The 17,466-nt window shown below is 37.9% G+C and carries 14 protein-coding genes; 2 read left to right on the top strand and 12 right to left on the bottom strand.

Annotated elements, in window-relative coordinates:
• Positions 1–2: 2 nt before the first annotated feature.
• The 12 genes from rsgA to GJU32_RS01470 form a co-directional block, all read right to left on the bottom strand.
• Positions 3–887 carry a ribosome small subunit-dependent GTPase A gene (gene rsgA / locus GJU32_RS01525; protein ID WP_155590188.1) on the bottom strand — a complete coding sequence of 295 codons (885 nt, stop codon included), beginning with the start codon at positions 885–887 and terminating at the stop codon, positions 3–5.
• 11 nt (positions 888–898) lie between these two features.
• Entirely contained in the window at positions 899–2,872 is a 1,974-nt protein-coding gene (gene pknB, locus GJU32_RS01520) for a Stk1 family PASTA domain-containing Ser/Thr kinase (protein WP_155590187.1), read from the bottom strand.
• A gap of 2 nt (positions 2,873–2,874) precedes the next feature.
• Positions 2,875–3,624, bottom strand: a complete 750-nt coding sequence (locus GJU32_RS01515) for a Stp1/IreP family PP2C-type Ser/Thr phosphatase (RefSeq protein ID WP_155590696.1) — start codon at positions 3,622–3,624, stop codon at positions 2,875–2,877.
• Positions 3,625–3,630: 6 nt separating this feature from the next.
• Positions 3,631–4,773, bottom strand: a complete 1,143-nt coding sequence (gene rlmN / locus GJU32_RS01510; RefSeq protein WP_155590186.1) for a dual-specificity RNA methyltransferase RlmN — start codon at positions 4,771–4,773, stop codon at positions 3,631–3,633.
• Positions 4,773–6,134 carry a 16S rRNA (cytosine(967)-C(5))-methyltransferase RsmB gene (gene rsmB, locus GJU32_RS01505; RefSeq protein WP_155590185.1) on the bottom strand — a complete coding sequence of 454 codons (1,362 nt, stop codon included), beginning with the start codon at positions 6,132–6,134 and terminating at the stop codon, positions 4,773–4,775. The genes rlmN and rsmB overlap by 1 nt, the downstream gene beginning before the upstream one ends.
• Positions 6,131–7,072 (bottom strand): methionyl-tRNA formyltransferase, encoded by a 942-nt coding sequence (gene fmt / locus GJU32_RS01500; protein ID WP_155590184.1) that lies wholly within the window; start codon positions 7,070–7,072, stop codon positions 6,131–6,133. The genes rsmB and fmt overlap by 4 nt, the downstream gene beginning before the upstream one ends.
• Position 7,073: 1 nt before the next feature.
• The gene (gene def, locus GJU32_RS01495) at positions 7,074–7,568 is read right to left on the bottom strand and encodes a peptide deformylase (RefSeq protein ID WP_155590183.1); all 495 of its coding nucleotides are present in this window, start codon (positions 7,566–7,568) and stop codon (positions 7,074–7,076) included.
• Positions 7,569–7,683: 115 nt separating this feature from the next.
• Positions 7,684–10,095 (bottom strand): primosomal protein N', encoded by a 2,412-nt coding sequence (gene priA, locus GJU32_RS01490; RefSeq protein ID WP_155590182.1) that lies wholly within the window; start codon positions 10,093–10,095, stop codon positions 7,684–7,686.
• Positions 10,092–11,096, bottom strand: coding sequence for a bifunctional phosphopantothenoylcysteine decarboxylase/phosphopantothenate--cysteine ligase CoaBC (gene coaBC, locus GJU32_RS01485; protein ID WP_155590181.1), 1,005 nt, complete (start codon positions 11,094–11,096; stop codon positions 10,092–10,094). Before coaBC ends, priA begins: the two co-directional genes overlap by 4 nt.
• A 125-nt stretch (positions 11,097–11,221) precedes the next feature.
• The gene (gene rpoZ / locus GJU32_RS01480; protein WP_004227380.1) at positions 11,222–11,449 is read right to left on the bottom strand and encodes a DNA-directed RNA polymerase subunit omega; all 228 of its coding nucleotides are present in this window, start codon (positions 11,447–11,449) and stop codon (positions 11,222–11,224) included.
• Positions 11,450–11,453: 4 nt separating this feature from the next.
• Complete coding sequence (gmk, locus tag GJU32_RS01475) at positions 11,454–12,071, bottom strand: guanylate kinase (protein WP_155590180.1); 618 nt, start codon at positions 12,069–12,071, stop codon at positions 11,454–11,456.
• Positions 12,072–12,114: 43 nt separating this feature from the next.
• Positions 12,115–12,990 (bottom strand): YicC/YloC family endoribonuclease, encoded by an 876-nt coding sequence (locus GJU32_RS01470; protein ID WP_155590179.1) that lies wholly within the window; start codon positions 12,988–12,990, stop codon positions 12,115–12,117.
• Positions 12,991–13,253: 263 nt separating this feature from the next.
• Between GJU32_RS01470 and GJU32_RS01465 the strand changes: the two genes are divergently transcribed.
• Together GJU32_RS01465 and GJU32_RS01460 are read left to right on the top strand one after the other, a co-directional pair.
• Entirely contained in the window at positions 13,254–14,948 is a 1,695-nt protein-coding gene (locus GJU32_RS01465) for an Rqc2 family fibronectin-binding protein (protein ID WP_155590178.1), read from the top strand.
• A gap of 249 nt (positions 14,949–15,197) precedes the next feature.
• Positions 15,198–16,883 carry a methyl-accepting chemotaxis protein gene (locus GJU32_RS01460; protein ID WP_155590177.1) on the top strand — a complete coding sequence of 562 codons (1,686 nt, stop codon included), beginning with the start codon at positions 15,198–15,200 and terminating at the stop codon, positions 16,881–16,883.
• The last annotated feature ends 583 nt before the right edge of the window (positions 16,884–17,466 follow it).

Genomic DNA, 17,466 nt, shown 5'->3' with positions numbered 1-17,466 from the left:
CATTAATACCTCGGCTTTCGATCCATAATTTCTTGCATAAATTGTTCATAATGCTTGTAGCGGTAGTCCCGAATTTCCCCTGATTCAACTGCTGCCTTTACTGCACATTTTGGCTCTTTCAAGTGTAAACAGCCTCTGAATTTACAATCATCCGCCATACTAGCCATTTCAGGAAAACATGCGCCTAATTCTTCTTTATCAATTTCATCAAAATCAAACGAACTAAACCCAGGAGTGTCTGCCAATAAACCATCACAGACCTCAATAAGCTCAACATGACGAGTCGTATGTTTTCCTCGCCCTAAACTTTGTGAAATAACGCCTGTTTTCAAGTTCAATTCAGGAATTAATGTATTGAGCAATGTTGATTTCCCAACGCCAGATTGGCCAGCTAATACAGTGGTTTTTCCCTTCAAAATAGGCTGTAACCGTTGAACTAATTCTTCTTCATCTTTATAAGTTTGTAAAACCGTATAGCCCATTCTTTGATAATCCTCTATATAATGCTGTAATCCCTCACGTTCGTCATTTTCAAGCAGATCCATTTTTGTTAAACAAATAATCGGATGTACATGGAATGATTCTAAAACAACTAAAAAGCGATCCAGTAAAATGGTATTGAAAGTAGGTTCTTTTACAGAAAACACTAAAATACCTTGATCAATATTGGCAATTGGCGGACGAACCAATTCATTTTGACGTTCCAAAATCTTTTGAATGGTTCCATCCGAACCTTCTATTTCCATTGTATATTCTACAATATCGCCGACTAGAGGGGATTCTCCGCGATTGCGAAAGACCCCACGTCCTCGACATTGAATAAGTTGATGACCATCATAAACATAATAATAACCGCTTAATGCTTTTCTTATTTGGCCTTGCGCCATCCAATTCCCCCTTAATTGACATCCTCATATTTAACTTTGTCTTCTAAGATTATTTCTGAGTCACGGATAATTCTATAACTTGCATCTTTGCCTTCTTCAATAACAAGCTGTATATTGTAAGGTGTATCATCCAAAATTGGAAACTCTACTGGTTCAGAAAATGTATGATTTTTATCTTGAATTTCAATGCGAATGTTTTGAGCTATACCCTCTTCTGTAGGTTTATACTCAATGACTACAGGTATGACCAGTGGTTTATCAGGCTTTTTCGCTGGTCCTTTACTGATCACAACGGATATGAAGGAACCTTCTTCCACCATAGTACCTGCTTTTGTCAATTGTGATATCACACTGCCAGCAGGAATCGACTCATGGTATTCTTCACGTGAAGTACGCCATTTAAGGCCAACTCTCCTCACATAGTCATCCATATCCGCTTTCGTATAATTCACAACACTTTCTACCCGTACCATTCTAACTCCTTGACTTACTTTAAAGGTGATCGTTTCCTCTTTCGCTACCACTTCCGTATCTGCTGGAATACTTTGCTCAATAATTCTGCCTTCAGGTTCACGAGAAGGAACTTCCTCTTTTCTTACTTCTTTATACTTTCCTTTTATTAGAGCCTCTACTTGACTATAATTTTGTCCGACATAATTATCAACGGTCGTCATCTCCACACCTAAGCTGACGATTAAATCAATCTCTGTGCCTTTTTCGCGCAATGAATTTTTTGCTGGATCAGTTTCAATAACCTTATCCTTTTCAATTTCCTCGTGATTTCGCTCCTGGTGTTCCTCACCAACAATAAATCCCTCAGCTTCTAATTTCTTTGTAGCTTCATCAATTGTTAAATTTGCCACATCAGGTACAGCCACTTTTTTCGGGCTAAATAAATCTGTGGCAAATAAAAAGAATAGGAAAATGATAATCGCTGCAATGAATAATCCAGCAATAATTTTTGGCCATTTTTTCTTCTTTGCCTTAACAGGAGCTGACTTTTTAAGTTGTGGTTGAGAAGGAGATTTAGCTTCCACAATCGGTTCCATAACTCTTGTTTTCGTTAAATCTTCATCTTTTATTAGAACATGTTCTTTAATGATTGGTATGGCTTTCGTCGCATCATTATCAACAGGTATAACAAATTTTGGCTCATTTATTCGAGATGGCGATAACACTGTTTCCAAATCATCATATATTTCTTCCACTGTATTATAGCGATGGGATGCGTCTTTGGCTGTAGCCTTTAGTACTACATTTTCCAAGCTTTGAGGAATGGTTGCATCGAATGCACGAACAGAAGGTGTTTCTGCTTGTAAATGCTTGAGTGCAATTGAAACAGCGGATTCACCAGAAAACGGTAACTCACCTGTTAATAATTCATATAACACAATGCCAAGTGCATAAATATCGGATTTATTTGTAGCTGTACCGCCTCGAGCTTGTTCTGGCGATAAATAATGTACCGTCCCTAGCACTGAATTCGTTTGGGTAAACGAAGTAGCACTTAACGTCATGGCAATACCAAAATCAGCTATTTTTACATCGCCCTCCGCATCCATTAAAATATTTTGCGGTTTAATATCGCGGTGAATAATATGATTTTCATGGGCATTGGCAATGGCAGACGTTAATTGCTTCATAATATGCACACTTCGCGCAGGAGAAATTGGTGCAAATTCTTGTATGTACTGCTTTAAAGTTTTTCCTTGAACATATTCCATCACAATATAATGTAGATCTCCATCGTCACCTACATCATAAACACTAACAATATTTGGATGTGTAAGACTTGTAGCAGACAGTGCCTCACGTTGAAAACGTCGATGTAATTCATCCTCATTGGAAAAATCATAGCGTAATATTTTAATGGCTACATCGCGGTTTAATATCATATCGTGAGCTAAATAAACATTCGACATACCTCCGCCACCAATGAGTTCTAAAATTTTATAACGGTCACTTATTCTTTTACCTACAAGCATTCTTACACCTCCTCATCCTTTTTTGTTAGTAGCACGAGGGAGATATTGTCTTCTCCCCCGCTGGCATTTGCTAATTCTACAAGTTTACGCCCCTTTTCCTCAATGGAATCTGGATACGTTATAATTGAAGCCATTTCATAGACAGTTAGTTTATTGCTTAATCCATCTGAACAAATGAGTAAATACGATTCTGATGATAAATCTACTTCATAAAAGTCTGGCTCTATTGTTTCCTCTGTTCCAACAGCTTTTAAGATGAAGTTTTTCTTTGGATGTGTCAAAGCTTCTTCTTCACTTATTTCACCATTTTCTACTAGGACATTAACATATGAATGATCTCTTGTTATTTGTTGTGCACCATCTTTAAAGAAATAATACACACGACTATCACCAACATGTGCAATGAAACAATGATGTTCTTCTATTAACACAGCAATAAACGTCGTGCCCATTCCTTTACAGTCTTCATGTGATAAAGAATAGTCATAAATAGTTGTATTCAATTGCTTAACTGTTTGCAATAACCATTCTTTTTTTGATGTTGTTGATACAAAATGATGTGTGTCTGCCTGTAAAAAAAAGGATTCCATTTGTTTTATTGCCATATCACTTGCTACATCACCAGCATTATGACCACCCATGCCGTCCGCTACAAGTGCTAGCGCAAGCCCGTCTGGACGTTTAAAAAATGCAGCACGGTCTTCATTAATTGATCGTTTTAAACCAATATCACTTTCGACTGTGTATTCCAACACTGGTCACCTCGTTTCTTCAGATCTCTCTTGTGCACGTAATTGTCCACACGCAGCTGCGATATCTGAACCTTGCTCTCGGCGGATCGTTACGTTAATCCCATTCTTTTTTAATGTTTTTTCAAAAGCAAAAATTTGACTACGAGACGTACGAACATAATCACGTTCTGGTACGTAGTTTACAGGAATTAAATTTACGTGACACTTAATTCCTTTAATTAATGCAGATAATTCCTCTGCAATTTCTACTGAATCATTTTCACCAGACATCAACCCATACTCAAAACTCACACGTCGACCTGTTTTTTTAGTATAGTAACGAACGGCTTCCATTAATTCTTCCAATTTATAAGCCCGTGCAATTGGCATCAGTTTTTGACGTGCCTCTTGATTTGGTGCGTGTAGAGATACGGCAAAGTTAATTTGTAATTGTTCATCAGCAAATTCATAAATTTTTGGCACGATACCTGATGTAGAAACGGTAATATGACGTGCACCGATATTTAATCCTTTTTCATGGTTGATCACTTTTAAGAAGTTCATCATCGCATCATAATTATCGAAAGGTTCACCAATACCCATAATGACAATATGTGATACTCGCTCTTCCACTTCATCTAAAGTTTGCTGCACTTTGACAACTTGCTCCACGATCTCTCCTGCTAATAAATGTCGCTTCAAACCACCTAAAGTGGAGGCACAAAACGTACAACCAATTCGACAACCTACTTGAGTAGTTACACAAACAGAGTTTCCATATTCATGTCGCATTAATACTGTCTCAATTGAATAGCCGTCTTGCAATTGGAATAAAAATTTGATGGTACCATCTTTAGACTCTTGCTTAATTATGGTTGATAATGTGGATAACGCAAAATTTGCAGTTAACTTTTCACGCAATCCCTTTGAAAGATTGGACATTTCTTCAAATGTTTTGACACGTTTATTATACAGCCAGTCAAAGATTTGAGCCGCACGGAAAGGTTTTTCACCGTTTTCCTTCAACCATTCTTCTAATTGATGTGGCTGTAAAGAATAAATAGATTCTTTTAAATTTGGTTTTTCTTTTTTTACTCGTCGAACGGGCTTGTCTTCCGCTTCCTCAACTAAATCGCTAATACGTTCATTAAATTTCTCTTGATCCACCATTAGTTGGATTCTCCTTTTTTACGAAAGGCGGCAACGAAGAAACCGTCACTGCCAAAGTCTTGTGGGAAGACTTGAAGCATGCCATTAGCTTGCTTTTCCGCTAATTTTGTTGGTAAAGATTCTAGTTGTATAGCTTCCATTTCTGGATGCGCTGTTAAAAATGCTTCTACTGTGCCTTCATTTTCTTGTCTATCGACTGTACATGTACTGTACACAAGCTTACCATCTGTTTTCAATACTTTTGTTGCTGCATCAAGTAAAGCTAATTGAATCGTTTGAAGATTTTCAAAATCCTCTTCTCGCTTTGTATATTTAATATCTGGCTTACGTCGCATAACCCCTAGCCCACTACAAGGTGCATCAACTAAAATAGCATCATAAGACGCTGCTTGTAAAAACTCTGGGGCTTTACGTCCATCTATCGGGGCAGTTTCAACAATATCAAGCCCTAGACGTTCAGTATTATGGTCGATTAAATCTAATTTATGTGGATGAAGGTCAGTTGCTAAAATAGAGCCTTCATTTTTCATTATTTCAGCTAAATGCGTTGTTTTTCCACCTGGAGCTGCACACATATCAAAAACACGCATACCTGGAGATGGATTTAGCACTTTAGCTGGTATCATTGAACTTTCATCTTGTATGGTAATAAGACCTTCTTTGAATGCCTTTGTGCGTGCTGGCTGCCCATTAGATACATGTAAACATTCTGGCATGATTTCGCTTTGCTGCGCTGTTAACCCTTCTTCTTCTAACTCAGCAATGGCTTGATTGACCGTTGTTTTTGTTGTATTGACACGTACTGTTTGCACAGGTGGCACATTATTTTCATGTAACATTTCTGTTGCTACTTCTAGACCGTAGTTATTTACAAATCGTTGCACTAACCACTCTGGATGACTAGTTTCTATAGCAAGACGCTCGATTGGATCTGCTATGTCTTTTGTCGAAGGAACGCCACTGCGCAACACAGATCTTAAAATGCCATTGACCATCGAAGCAATTCCACGATGCCCCCGACGCTTTGCAATTTCTACTGCTTCGTTTACAGCTGCATGCGGTGGTATACGTGTTAAATAATGTATTTGATACAACGATATTCTTAATAACCAACGTACCCAATGATCGACTGAGCCACGAATAAAAGGCTCCAAATAATAATCAAGAGTCATTTTATGCTGTAATGGTCCATACGTAATTTCAGTTAATAAGGCGCGATCTTTCGCTTCAATTTTATGTCGTTTAATCGTTTCATGTAGCAATAGGTTGCTATAGGCTTGATTTTTATCGACTGCTAACAGAATAGATAATGCGGCATCTCGCACATTTCCATCCCAAATAACTACACTTTTTTTACTCATTGAAATTGGTCCCCTATCTGTAATTTAGAACCTGTACCACGTAAATATTCCTCTGCAGTCATGCGCTTTTTCCCAGATGGTTGAACATCATATAATGCTAAAGTTGTCCCATTGCCAGCCGCTACCTCAAAATGATCTTTCTCAATCGCAACAACTGTACCTGGACTAGCCTCGTGTTTGCAATTGCCCATCGATGCCCACCAAATTTTAAAATTACCGTCCTCAAAAGTTGTATAAGCAACTGGCCACGGATGAAGACCGCGCACTTGATTGTATAAAGTGGCAGCATCGTTCGTCCAATCGATACGTTCTTGTTCCCTCGAAATATTGCTTGCAAAGGTAACTTGTGCTTCATCTTGAACTGTACGGCTATTTGTTCTATTAATAATAGAAGGAAGTGTATCCTTTAATAATTCACACCCTACAATACTTAGCTTATCAAAAAGTCCACCTGTATGGTCGTTTTCTTCAATAGGTATTGCTCTTTGAGAGATAATATCACCTGCATCAAGCTTTTCTGCCATATACATGATTGTTACGCCTGTTTCTTTTTCACCATCAATAATGGCTTGGTGAATAGGAGCACCTCCTCGATACTTAGGTAATAAAGAAGCGTGGACATTGATACAACCAAGAGTTGGAGCATCTAATAATTCCTTTGGTAGTATTTGTCCAAACGCTGCTGTTATTACTAAATCAGGCTGTAAAGCAAGAATCTGCTGTAACTCTTCAGAGCCACGCAACTTTTCGGGTTGAATAATTGGTAAGCCCAGTTCCAAAGCAGCTGCTTTCACAGGTGGTGGTGTCATTACACGCTTACGGCCAACTGGACGATCAGGCTGTGTCACAACTGCTTTTATGTCGTATCCTTCATCATGTAGCATACGCAAAATAGGTGCGGAGAAGTCAGGTGTCCCCATAAAAATTATAGACGTCATTTTACTCCTCCTCTTCCGCGTACATTTCTTCAAGCTCTTCTGCTGTGACAATACGCTTAATCTTTGAATCGAAAAGCACGCCATCTAAATGATCAATCTCATGTAGGATTGCGCGGGCATCAAAGCCCCCTGCTTCTAATTCATAAACACGTCCTTCTCGGTCACATGCTTCAATTTTCACATAGCTAGGACGCTCAACCTCACCATATAACTCAGGAAAGCTCAAGCAACCCTCAATATCTACTTCCGCTCCATCTGTTTCAATGACAGTTGGATTAATCATTTCTAAAATATCACGTTCCTCACCAAGCTCCACAATTGCTACTCGTAAGCCTACATCTATTTGTGGTGCGGCAATGCCAACGCCATCATATTCCACCATTGTGTCATATAAATCATCAAGTAAAGTAATAATTTCATTATTTATTTCTGTCACTTCTGCACATGGTGTTGATAGTACTTTTGCTGGATTTTCGATTACCTTTTTAATTGCCATTGTTATTTCCTCATTTCTACTTTATAACTAATTGATTTAAACTAATTGCCATTTTATAATTACATAACGCTAAAAGAAGTTGTTGAATAAAAATGATACTGCTGTTATTTTCACACTATATAGTAGACGGATCTAAATCTACCGTCATTAATATTCCTTGTTTAATCCATTCTGCTCGATACATAGCAAGCAGGCGCTGTAACACCGGAATTAGATTTGGTTCAATTTTATATTTTATCAAACATTGATAACGATATCTATTTTGGAGACGAGCAATGCTCGCAGTTGTTGGCCCAATAATAGAAACTTGATGTGATAAATTTCCTCGCAGCCAATCTGCCACACGTCCAGCATACTCAGCAGCCATCATCACATCTTCATGGGATAATTGAACAAGGGCCACAAAATAATAAGGTGGATAGCTCGAACGGCGTCGTAAAAACATCTCCCGTTCATAAAATGGTTCATATTCCTGTGTTTTGGCTAACTCAATTGCATAATGTTCAGGTGTATAGGTCTGAATAATTACTTCCCCTGGTTTATCATGCCGTCCTGCCCTTCCACTTACCTGTGTTAAAAGCTGAAATGTGCGCTCAGCTGCACGATAATCAGGTAAATGCAGGGACGTGTCAGCACTAAGTACACCAACAAGCGTAATATTAGGAAAATCAAGGCCCTTTGCAATCATCTGAGTACCTAGTAGTATATCTGCTAGCCCAGCTCCGAATGCCTCCAATATCTCTTCATGTGCACCTTTATGTTTCGTTGTATCTACATCCATACGTAACACTCTCGCTTCAGGGAACAGCTTAAAAAGTTCTTCTTCTACTTTTTGAGTACCAGTACCAAAATAACGAATATGATCACTTTGACATTGCGGACATATTTGAGGAACATGCTCCTCATAACCACAATAATGACATTTCAATTTTTCAGTTGTGCGATGATAGGTTAAGGATATATCGCAATTTGGACATTGTACGACTGTACCACAATCCCGACATAGGACAAACGACGAATAACCACGGCGATTTAAAAACAGCACCATCTGTTCATTTTTTTCAAGTCTTACACGGATTGCTTCAATAAGTGATTCTGAAAACATAGAACGATTTCCGTGTCGAAGCTCTTCACGCATATCTGCAATAAAAACAGTCGGCAATGCCTGATGTAAAGCACGCTGTTTTAAAGAGAGTAGCGTATATACACCCTTTTTAGCTCTAGCAAATGACTCTAATGCCGGTGTTGCACTGCCTAAAATAATAGGACATTTATAAAATTCGCTCCGCCATATGGCTACATCTCTTGCATGATAACGCGGGGAATCTTCTTGTTTATAGGTTGATTCATGCTCCTCGTCTAAAATAATAAGACCAATATTCGTAAAAGGTGCAAAAATAGCAGAACGGGCACCAACCACTACTCTTACTTTCCCTTGTTGGATTTTGCGCCATTCATCATACTTCTCGCCAACAGATAGTCCACTATGCATAACAGCAACCATCTCGCCAAAGCGACTACGGAATCGTTCGGTCATTTGGGGTGTTAAAGCGATTTCAGGTACGAGCATAATGGCATCTTTCCCTTCATCTAGCACCTTTTGTATAGCCTGTAAATAAACCTCCGTCTTGCCGCTCCCTGTTACACCGTGTAACAAAAATGTTTGTGCTAGTTGCTGCTCCATAGCTGTAGTGAGCGCTTGTAGAGCAACCTGCTGCTCATCCGTTAATTGTAAGGCATGCGTACGCGAAACATCCTTCGTAAATGGATCACGAAAAACTTCCTCTTGAACAAACTGAGCAGCTCCTTTGTCAATAACTGCTTCTAATACCGATAAAGATACGCCTGTTTCCTCACAAATTTGTTGGGGTGGTCGAACTTCTCCTAGGTGCTGACACATCCATTGCAGTAATAGACGTTGTTTAGCAGCTCTAGATGATTGTTCTATCGCCTGCTCAATAAGTTGCTGGTCTTCTGTAATTTTAACCATGCGTATTTCTTTTACATTGCCCTGCTGCTTCACAACATTTTCAATTGTAACAACGTTTTCTGCAACCAGTTGCTTTAATAGTGGAAGTAAATCTGCTCGCTCAAATTCTTTAAAATTAACTTGTTGACGTTTACCAAAAATGAGCTGTACTTCTTCCGGTAAATTTTGAGCTTTTTGTAGCTTAATCATTTTTTCATACTTAGCTCGGAGTGCAGATGGTAACATCACTTGTAAGGCGTCTATTTCATAGCAGATAGTATTGTTCTTCAACCACTTCGCCATTTGCAACAATTCTTCTGTTAATACTGGCTCCATATCTAAAATTTGAGTGATTGACTTTAATTTAGTGAGTGGTACATCTGTTTCTTTTTTCAATCCAACGATAAAGCCCAAGACATTTCTTGGACCAAATGGTACTTTAACACGACATCCTAATTCTATTACACTTACCCATTCTGAAGGTACTTGATAATCAAATGGACGGTCTACATGGTATGTAGAGACATCTACAATGACCTCTGCTATTAAAAAGCTCATTGCTCCTCATCCTTTATAATGTGGGACCAAAGTGTTTGCGCAAAAAACTTGGGATTTCTAGTATCCAAAAACTGTCCGTTTAGCTGAGCTTTTTCACTAAAGTCAATCCAGCTATCAGATAGAATACTGATCATTGGTTTACCATGCACTTTTTGTCCGAATGTCACTGCATTTATTCCTTCTACGGAAACAGTAGGTGTTTCTTTGATGCTTGGCACATTTGCTGCATGTATGAATAACGATTGAGGATACTGGATTTTATAAGCTTCAAGTTGTTCGATAACATCATATAAGTTGCTATTTTCTATTTGAATGACATGTGCTCCAAGCATCCTTGCCTCATTCGCTAGAGCTTGTCCAATGGCACCATTTGCCTGCGGACTAATAATATGTTGATCATCCAATGGTACATGCAAGGCACCTACTGTCACTATAACTGTTCTACCTATTAGTGGTTTGACTTGTTGTGAAAAAAACGCCGTTACAAGTGCCGTTATTTTTTCAGGTTCCTCTAAACGTCCCTTACCAACATAACCACATGCTAAAAATCCTTCTGAAGGCTCAATGAATTGGTACCCATCTGTTGCTAATCTATCTAAATTACGTTTTACTGCTGGATGGTCGTACATATGCACATTCATAGCTGGTGCAATCCAAACAGGTGCCGTAGTAGCAAGCAAAGTCGTCGTAACCATATCATCCGCGATGCCATTGGCTATTTTTCCAATAATATTTGCCGTAGCAGGTGCAACTAAAATCAAATCGGCCCAGTCCGCTAAGTCGATATGAGCAATCACACTTGATTCTTTTTCATCAAACGTGTCAAAATAAACATCATTTTTGGACATCACTTGAAAACTTAATGGATTCACAAACTGTCTAGCAGAGGTTGTCATAATGACTTTTACATTTGCTCCTGCTTGTGATAGCTTGCTAACGAGAGCAACAGCCTTATATACGGCAATCCCACCTGAAACACATAGTAAAATATTTTTATTCATACTAGGAGTCGTCCTTTCAAATGATAAGCTCCCAAAGAAGGATTCCCTGGGAGCTCTCGGCATTCTGTATAATCAAAATCTACTGCTGACTAGCATTCATGTAAGCGAAGTGCTTTACAAAAATGTTAGATTTCGTCTTCATACACAGTTGATTCATCCTGTGATACTTTCGTCAGTACACCTGCCGCTACTTCTTCAAGTGCTTTTCCTACGTATTTATGGGAAACGTATTTGTGTAAGCGTTCTGTGTCTTGTTCCTCTTGCATTTGGCGAGCACGTTTAGAGGCAAGGCTCACTAATGAATATTTTGAATCGATTTCTTTTTTTAAAGCATCTACGGATGGGTATAGCATTGTTTTATTCTCCTCTCAACATTGACAAATATCTTTTTTCAACACGTTCTCTACGACAATGCTCGGCTTTTATAATCGCATTAATACGATCACAGGCATTCGTCACTTCATCATTCTCCACAACATAATCATACAAGCTCATCATTTCAAGCTCTTCACTTGCAGTAGCAATGCGTTTCGCAATGATCTCCTCTGTTTCTGTCCCGCGTCCAACTAAACGATCTTTTAATTCCGTTAAACTTGGAGGGGCTAAGAAAATAAATAAGGCATCTGGTGCCTTTTTACGAATTTGTGCTGCACCCTGCACTTCGATTTCTAAAAAAACATCACGACCTGCATCCAGTGTTTCATTCACATAGGCTAGTGGTGTTCCATAATAGTTACTGACAAATTCAGCGTGCTCTAATAAGCCACCCTGTTCAATTAACGTTTCAAATTCTTCACGTGTCTTGAAAAAATAGTCTACACCATCTACTTCACCTTCGCGAGGATTTCGTGTTGTCATCGAGATGGAATACTCATAATTCGTATTCGGCTGAGAAAATAATTCTTTTCGCACTGTCCCTTTACCTACACCAGATGGGCCAGACAGAACAATTAATAATCCACGTTCTTTTATCATTTATTCTCTATATCTCCCTTAATTTATAACAGACACGCGCAAGTTATTCGATATTTTGTACTTGCTCACGCATCTTTTCTAAAATTGTTTTCGCCTGAACAACGGCAACAGCTGCTTCTGTAGATTGATTTTTTGAACCAATTGTATTGATCTCACGATGTATTTCCTGCATTAAAAAGTCTAATTTACGTCCAACTGAAATCGTTTCAAGTAATGTTTCCTCCAGCTGATTAAAGTGACTATCTAATCTGTCTAGTTCTTCGGAAATGTCTACTCGTTCTGCAAAAATCGCGACCTCTGCTAGTAAACGATCTTCTAAAAATGTTCCATCTGCAACTTCAGCAATCCGTTCTATTAATCGTGTACGATATTTTTCAACAGCAAGAGAAGAGCACAAACGAATCTGATTCACTTGTTCCATTAACTGTTCTTTATATTGTACAACAACTTCTTGCAATTCTTGCCCTTCACGCTCACGCATTTGTACTAGCTGTTCAATAGCTTGTGAAATCGCCTGTTCAACAGCACTGAGCAAGTCCTCTGGTGTAAGCTGTGGCTTTTCTTGTACAAGTGCTTGCTCTAACGATAAAAGCTCTTGCATCGTCCATTTTTCTTCGAGTGGTACTTTACTTGCTAATTGCTCTTTTGCCTTACGATACGCTTCAATTAATGACCAATTAATCTCAATAGATTGCTCTACATTCTCTAAGTCCTTCACATATACCATCACATCAATTTTGCCACGTGACAAGGCTTTAGAAATTAGTTTCTTTGCAAAAATTTCTGCTTCAAGCCATTCTTTCGGAAATTTTGCGTTAATTTCTAAAAAACGATGGTTGACCGAGCGCATTTCCACGGTTAATTGAAAGTCTCTAGTTGTTGTGACACCTCTGCCAAAACCAGTCATACTACGCACCAAGGTTCGTCACACCTTTCTTTGCATACTGGGATTATTATAACATAAGCTCTGTCGATTATGACGACTCTCCAAAAAAAATTGGATAGAGTAAAAGCTAATTCTACCACAATTGAAGCTATATTTTAATATTCACCTAAAAAATGCTATGATAAACATACAAAAAGTGTATTTGCAGGAGCTGCTTGAAAACAGCGTGAGCAAATACATCATGAAAAAATACGAAAGTACCAAGATGCTTGTTATCATTGGAAAGAGGAATTCATATGGCATTTGATGGCTTATTTACTTATTCAGTAACTGCCGACCTACAACAGCTTGTCACTGGTCGGATTACCAAAATACATCAACCTAATACGCAAGAAGTTGTGTTACATGTGCGGGCAAACGGAAAGAATCACAAATTACTATTTTCGATCCATTCTTCTTATGCACGTGTCCACATTACGGAGCATGCAATTGAAAATCCAGCAGAGCCTCCTATGTTTTGTATGCTTTTGCGTAAACATTTAGAGGGAGGTTTTATTTCATCCATTAAACAGCGTGATTTTGATCGTATTATAATAGTAGAAATTCAAAGCAAAAATGAAATTGGTGATCCTATTGTAAGGGAAATACATGCTGAAATTATGGGTAGACATAGTAATCTACTTTTGATTGATCAAGAACAAGGAAAAATTATTGATAGCTTAAAGCATTTACCTCCATCCGTAAATAGTTTCCGTACTGTCTTACCTGGTCAGCCATATATTGCGCCACCTGCGCAAAATAAATGGCACCCTTTAACGGTTACAGACGAAGAGCTAACAACGTTTTTCACTGAAGCAAAAACTACTAAAGAGGTAGTAACACAGTTCGCCGGTTTCTCACCTCTTCACGCAGAAGAATTATTGTACCGCATAACAACAACATCGAATACACTAACTTGTTTCAAGGAATTTATGGCATCCTTTGCAAACGGTGGCATAAAGCAAATGTTTGTACTTTCTAATAACAAAACGTACTTTTCACCTATTGAGTTAAGTCACATGCAGGGAGAAGTAACAATCTACCCTAATGTTCACGAACTTCTCGATCGCGTATTCTTTGCACGCGCAGAGCGGGACCGTGTGAAACAACAAGCAGGTGATTTGGAACGATGGCTACAAAATGAAATTGATAAACTATCTTTAAAGACAAAAAAGCTAACGAAAGACTATGAACGTGCCTCAAAGCTCGATCAATTTCAACTGTATGGCGAGCTATTAATGGCGAATATTTATGCCTTTGAAAAAGGTGTCAAGGAAGTAACAGTCACAAACTATTATAGTGAAACTGGCGAAGAGATTACGATTCCGGTAAGTGAACGTAAAACACCAATTGAAAATGCTCAAAGCTATTATACGAAATATACAAAGGCTAAAAATGCATTGATTATGGTTCAAGAACAACTTGAAAAAACGACAGAAGAAATTGGCTACTTTGAAATGCTGGCACAACAAGTTCAACAAGCTTCCCCGAGAGATATTGAGGAAATTCGCGAAGAGCTAGCAGAACAAGGTTACTTAAAACTACGCCATGCTAAGAAAAAGAAAAAACAAACGAAGCCTGACCCAGAGCGCTTTGTTTCTTCTACTGGTGTAATGATTTCTGTTGGTAAAAATAATAAACAAAATGATATGCTGACATTTAAATTAGCAAAACGTACAGATATTTGGTTACACACAAAGGATATTCCAGGATCTCACGTTGTCATCCATTCAAGTGAACCTGATGAAACGACATTACGAGAAGCGGCCACACTAGCTGCCTATTTCTCTAAGGCAAGAGAATCTTCTTCTGTGCCAGTAGATTACACAGAAATTCGTCAGGTAAAAAAACCAAATGGTGCAAAACCTGGTTTTGTGATTTACTTTGAACAAAAAACACTGTATATTGACCCTGACGAAGCAATCATTTTACAGTTAAAAAAACAGTCATAAAGATAGAAACCGAGACAAATCTTCTCGGTTTCTTCTTTTTTTACAATATGAGCACGTAATCCGTACTATAATACGATGAAAACAGCCCTATATTGATTGATTATTACAGACAATCTTCCTTATTATATTATCGTTTAAAAAACACATGAATAATCTGAACTGTTTCTTACAACAGTTATTGACTTCTTCCTTTCAGAAAAGCAATATTTAAATATAAAATTTGAATTGCATCAGAAAGGACGTATCTATATGTCTGTAGGCAAAAAATTAAGCTTTGGTTTCTTTTCTATTATTCTCACGCTAATCATTTCATTGATGATTATGTTCATGCTGTTTTCACACATTGAAAAAAAGATAGAAAACGCATTGGGTGATCATGTTGCACTTGTAGAATTAGCAGATAATATTCAATTTGAAATGGCCATGCAAGGTCTTTTCATACGTGCCATTATTATCGAAGACAATCCTGCTAACAAAGAAAGCTTTACAAAATATGCAAATATGCTTGATGAGCATGTTGTAGAAATCACGGAAAAATCTAATTCCTCTAAAATGGAAACATATGCAAAAGACTTAACTACATATAATGACGCATTTAATAAATCAGCTACAGAAGCGTTGGCATTTTTTGAAGCAGGTAAGCTAGATGAAGCTCTACAAAAGGTTAATGGCGAAGTGCAACAAGCAAATAAAGGCATACAAGATGTTTCTGATAAAATTGTAAACTACCAAAAGGAACAACTTGAAGCAGTCTCTCAAGATTCTAAACAAGCAGTTTTTAATTCTCAAGTTATTTCAATTATCGCCATTATTATCGGTGTCATCCTTGGTATTTTCTTGATGATTTATATACAGCGAACGATCACACGCCCTTTGAAATCGGTAGTACAAGCGGCTAACAATATTGCAAACGGTGAATTATATCATCAAGATATTACACACCAATCTAAAGATGAAATCGGTCAACTTTCAATTGCCTTTAATGACATGAAAGGGAACCTGAAAAATTTGTTAACGCATATACAGGATAATGCAGAACATTTAACGGCTTCAGTAGAGGAGCTTTCCGCCTCTACCGAAGAAATTACTGCCTCTACTGATGAGATAACAATACGTATTAACGAAACAGCTACTGCCTCTGTAGCTGCTACAATTGCAGCCAATGAAAGTGCACACGCAATGGATGAAACTGCAGTTGGTGTTCAACGTATAGCGGAAGCAACTCAACAACTTCATCACAATGCTGTTACAACATCTGACTTAGCGACAAATGGTAACGGTACAGTAGAAGAAGCTCAACAACAAATGAATGTGATTCAAGAATCAACACAAGTGATCAATCATCTTGTGCAGAAATTAAGTAAACAATCAGAAGAAATTAGTCAGATCACGGCCGTCATTACCGCAATTACGGATCAAACAAATTTATTGGCACTTAATGCAGCCATTGAAGCGGCACGTGCAGGGGAGCACGGTAAAGGATTTGCGGTTGTCGCAGATGAAGTACGTAAGCTAGCAGAAGAGTCTAAGTTATCAGCTAATCAAATTGTAGAATTAACACGTGAGATTCAAGAAGATACACACAATGTAGAGACTGCTGTTTTAGACGGTCTTCATTCTGTCACAGAAGGTGTGAAAATTATCGATAATGCTGGACAAGCATTTGAAGCGATTGTTAAAGCGATCAATACCATGACGGATCAAATAGAAGATATCTCCGCGACTTCTGAAGAAATTTCAGCTAGCGCAGAACAAGTAGCTGCCTCTGTCGCAGAAATCGCTCACGGCGCTTCGACTAGCTCGGAGAATACACAAATCGTAGCTACAGCAAGCAGAGAACAATCTATAACGATGCAACAAGTAAATCAAGTTGCCTCAGATTTAAGCGAAAAGTCCTTAGATTTACAGAACCAAATCAATCATTTTAAACTTTAACGAATAAAACAGTGCATTTTATATTATGAATGCACTGTTTTTTATTCATTTCTCACACAATACCCCTTAGAATTCGGATTACTATCTCTCTTACTAGCTACTGTTGGTGTTTTCAATAGGTTAATAATCAGATTTTTAGTAATTATCTGCATAATCAATCCTCGTCAGTAAGACAAATGACATCCTCAAAAAAACAATGTTGTCAAAGCGCGTTAGTTTGGAAGAACATGGACTTTCATTAAGCATTCCCTTCCTCATTGGATTGATGAATAAATCAGAATGCAAATGCATATATGCATGTATATACAACAAACCCGGAAGTTATTTCAAAAAAATATAATTTACTAAACTGATTTCTCACAATATCCAATTTCTCCTTAGAATGGGTACCTTTTTCATACAATTACTCTACTTTTTCTTTTCTATATCCACAATTGGATAATCCTAGAAAAATACAAAACAAGTTTCTTATATATCATTATTAGATAAAAATATTCATGTTTTGCGATCATAAATTACAAGAAATTACCTAGAAAAGAAACTAATTCACTGAGTTTTACTTAGATTTTCTACAAATCTATAC

Origin of the sequence: Lysinibacillus cavernae (assembly GCF_009724685.1) — a bacterium.
Classification (GTDB): Bacteria; Bacillota; Bacilli; order Bacillales_A; family Planococcaceae; genus Lysinibacillus; species Lysinibacillus cavernae.
The sequence above is the reverse complement of the archived record's forward strand: the minus strand, read 5'-3'. Positions and strand labels throughout refer to the sequence as shown.

Coding starts and splice junctions, on each gene's coding strand:
- rpoZ (WP_004227380.1), bottom strand. CDS start 11,449: ATGCTATACCCATCCGTAGATGCTTTAAAAAAAGAAATCGATTCAAAA.
- GJU32_RS01460 (WP_155590177.1), top strand. CDS start 15,198: ATGTCTGTAGGCAAAAAATTAAGCTTTGGTTTCTTTTCTATTATTCTC.
- coaBC (WP_155590181.1), bottom strand. CDS start 11,096: ATGAATAAAAATATTTTACTATGTGTTTCAGGTGGGATTGCCGTATAT.
- priA (WP_155590182.1), bottom strand. CDS start 10,095: ATGAGCTTTTTAATAGCAGAGGTCATTGTAGATGTCTCTACATACCAT.
- rsgA (WP_155590188.1), bottom strand. CDS start 887: ATGGCGCAAGGCCAAATAAGAAAAGCATTAAGCGGTTATTATTATGTT.
- pknB (WP_155590187.1), bottom strand. CDS start 2,872: ATGCTTGTAGGTAAAAGAATAAGTGACCGTTATAAAATTTTAGAACTC.
- rlmN (WP_155590186.1), bottom strand. CDS start 4,773: ATGGTGGATCAAGAGAAATTTAATGAACGTATTAGCGATTTAGTTGAG.
- def (WP_155590183.1), bottom strand. CDS start 7,568: ATGGCAATTAAAAAGGTAATCGAAAATCCAGCAAAAGTACTATCAACA.
- gmk (WP_155590180.1), bottom strand. CDS start 12,071: ATGATAAAAGAACGTGGATTATTAATTGTTCTGTCTGGCCCATCTGGT.
- rsmB (WP_155590185.1), bottom strand. CDS start 6,134: ATGAGTAAAAAAAGTGTAGTTATTTGGGATGGAAATGTGCGAGATGCC.
- GJU32_RS01465 (WP_155590178.1), top strand. CDS start 13,254: ATGGCATTTGATGGCTTATTTACTTATTCAGTAACTGCCGACCTACAA.
- fmt (WP_155590184.1), bottom strand. CDS start 7,072: ATGACGTCTATAATTTTTATGGGGACACCTGACTTCTCCGCACCTATT.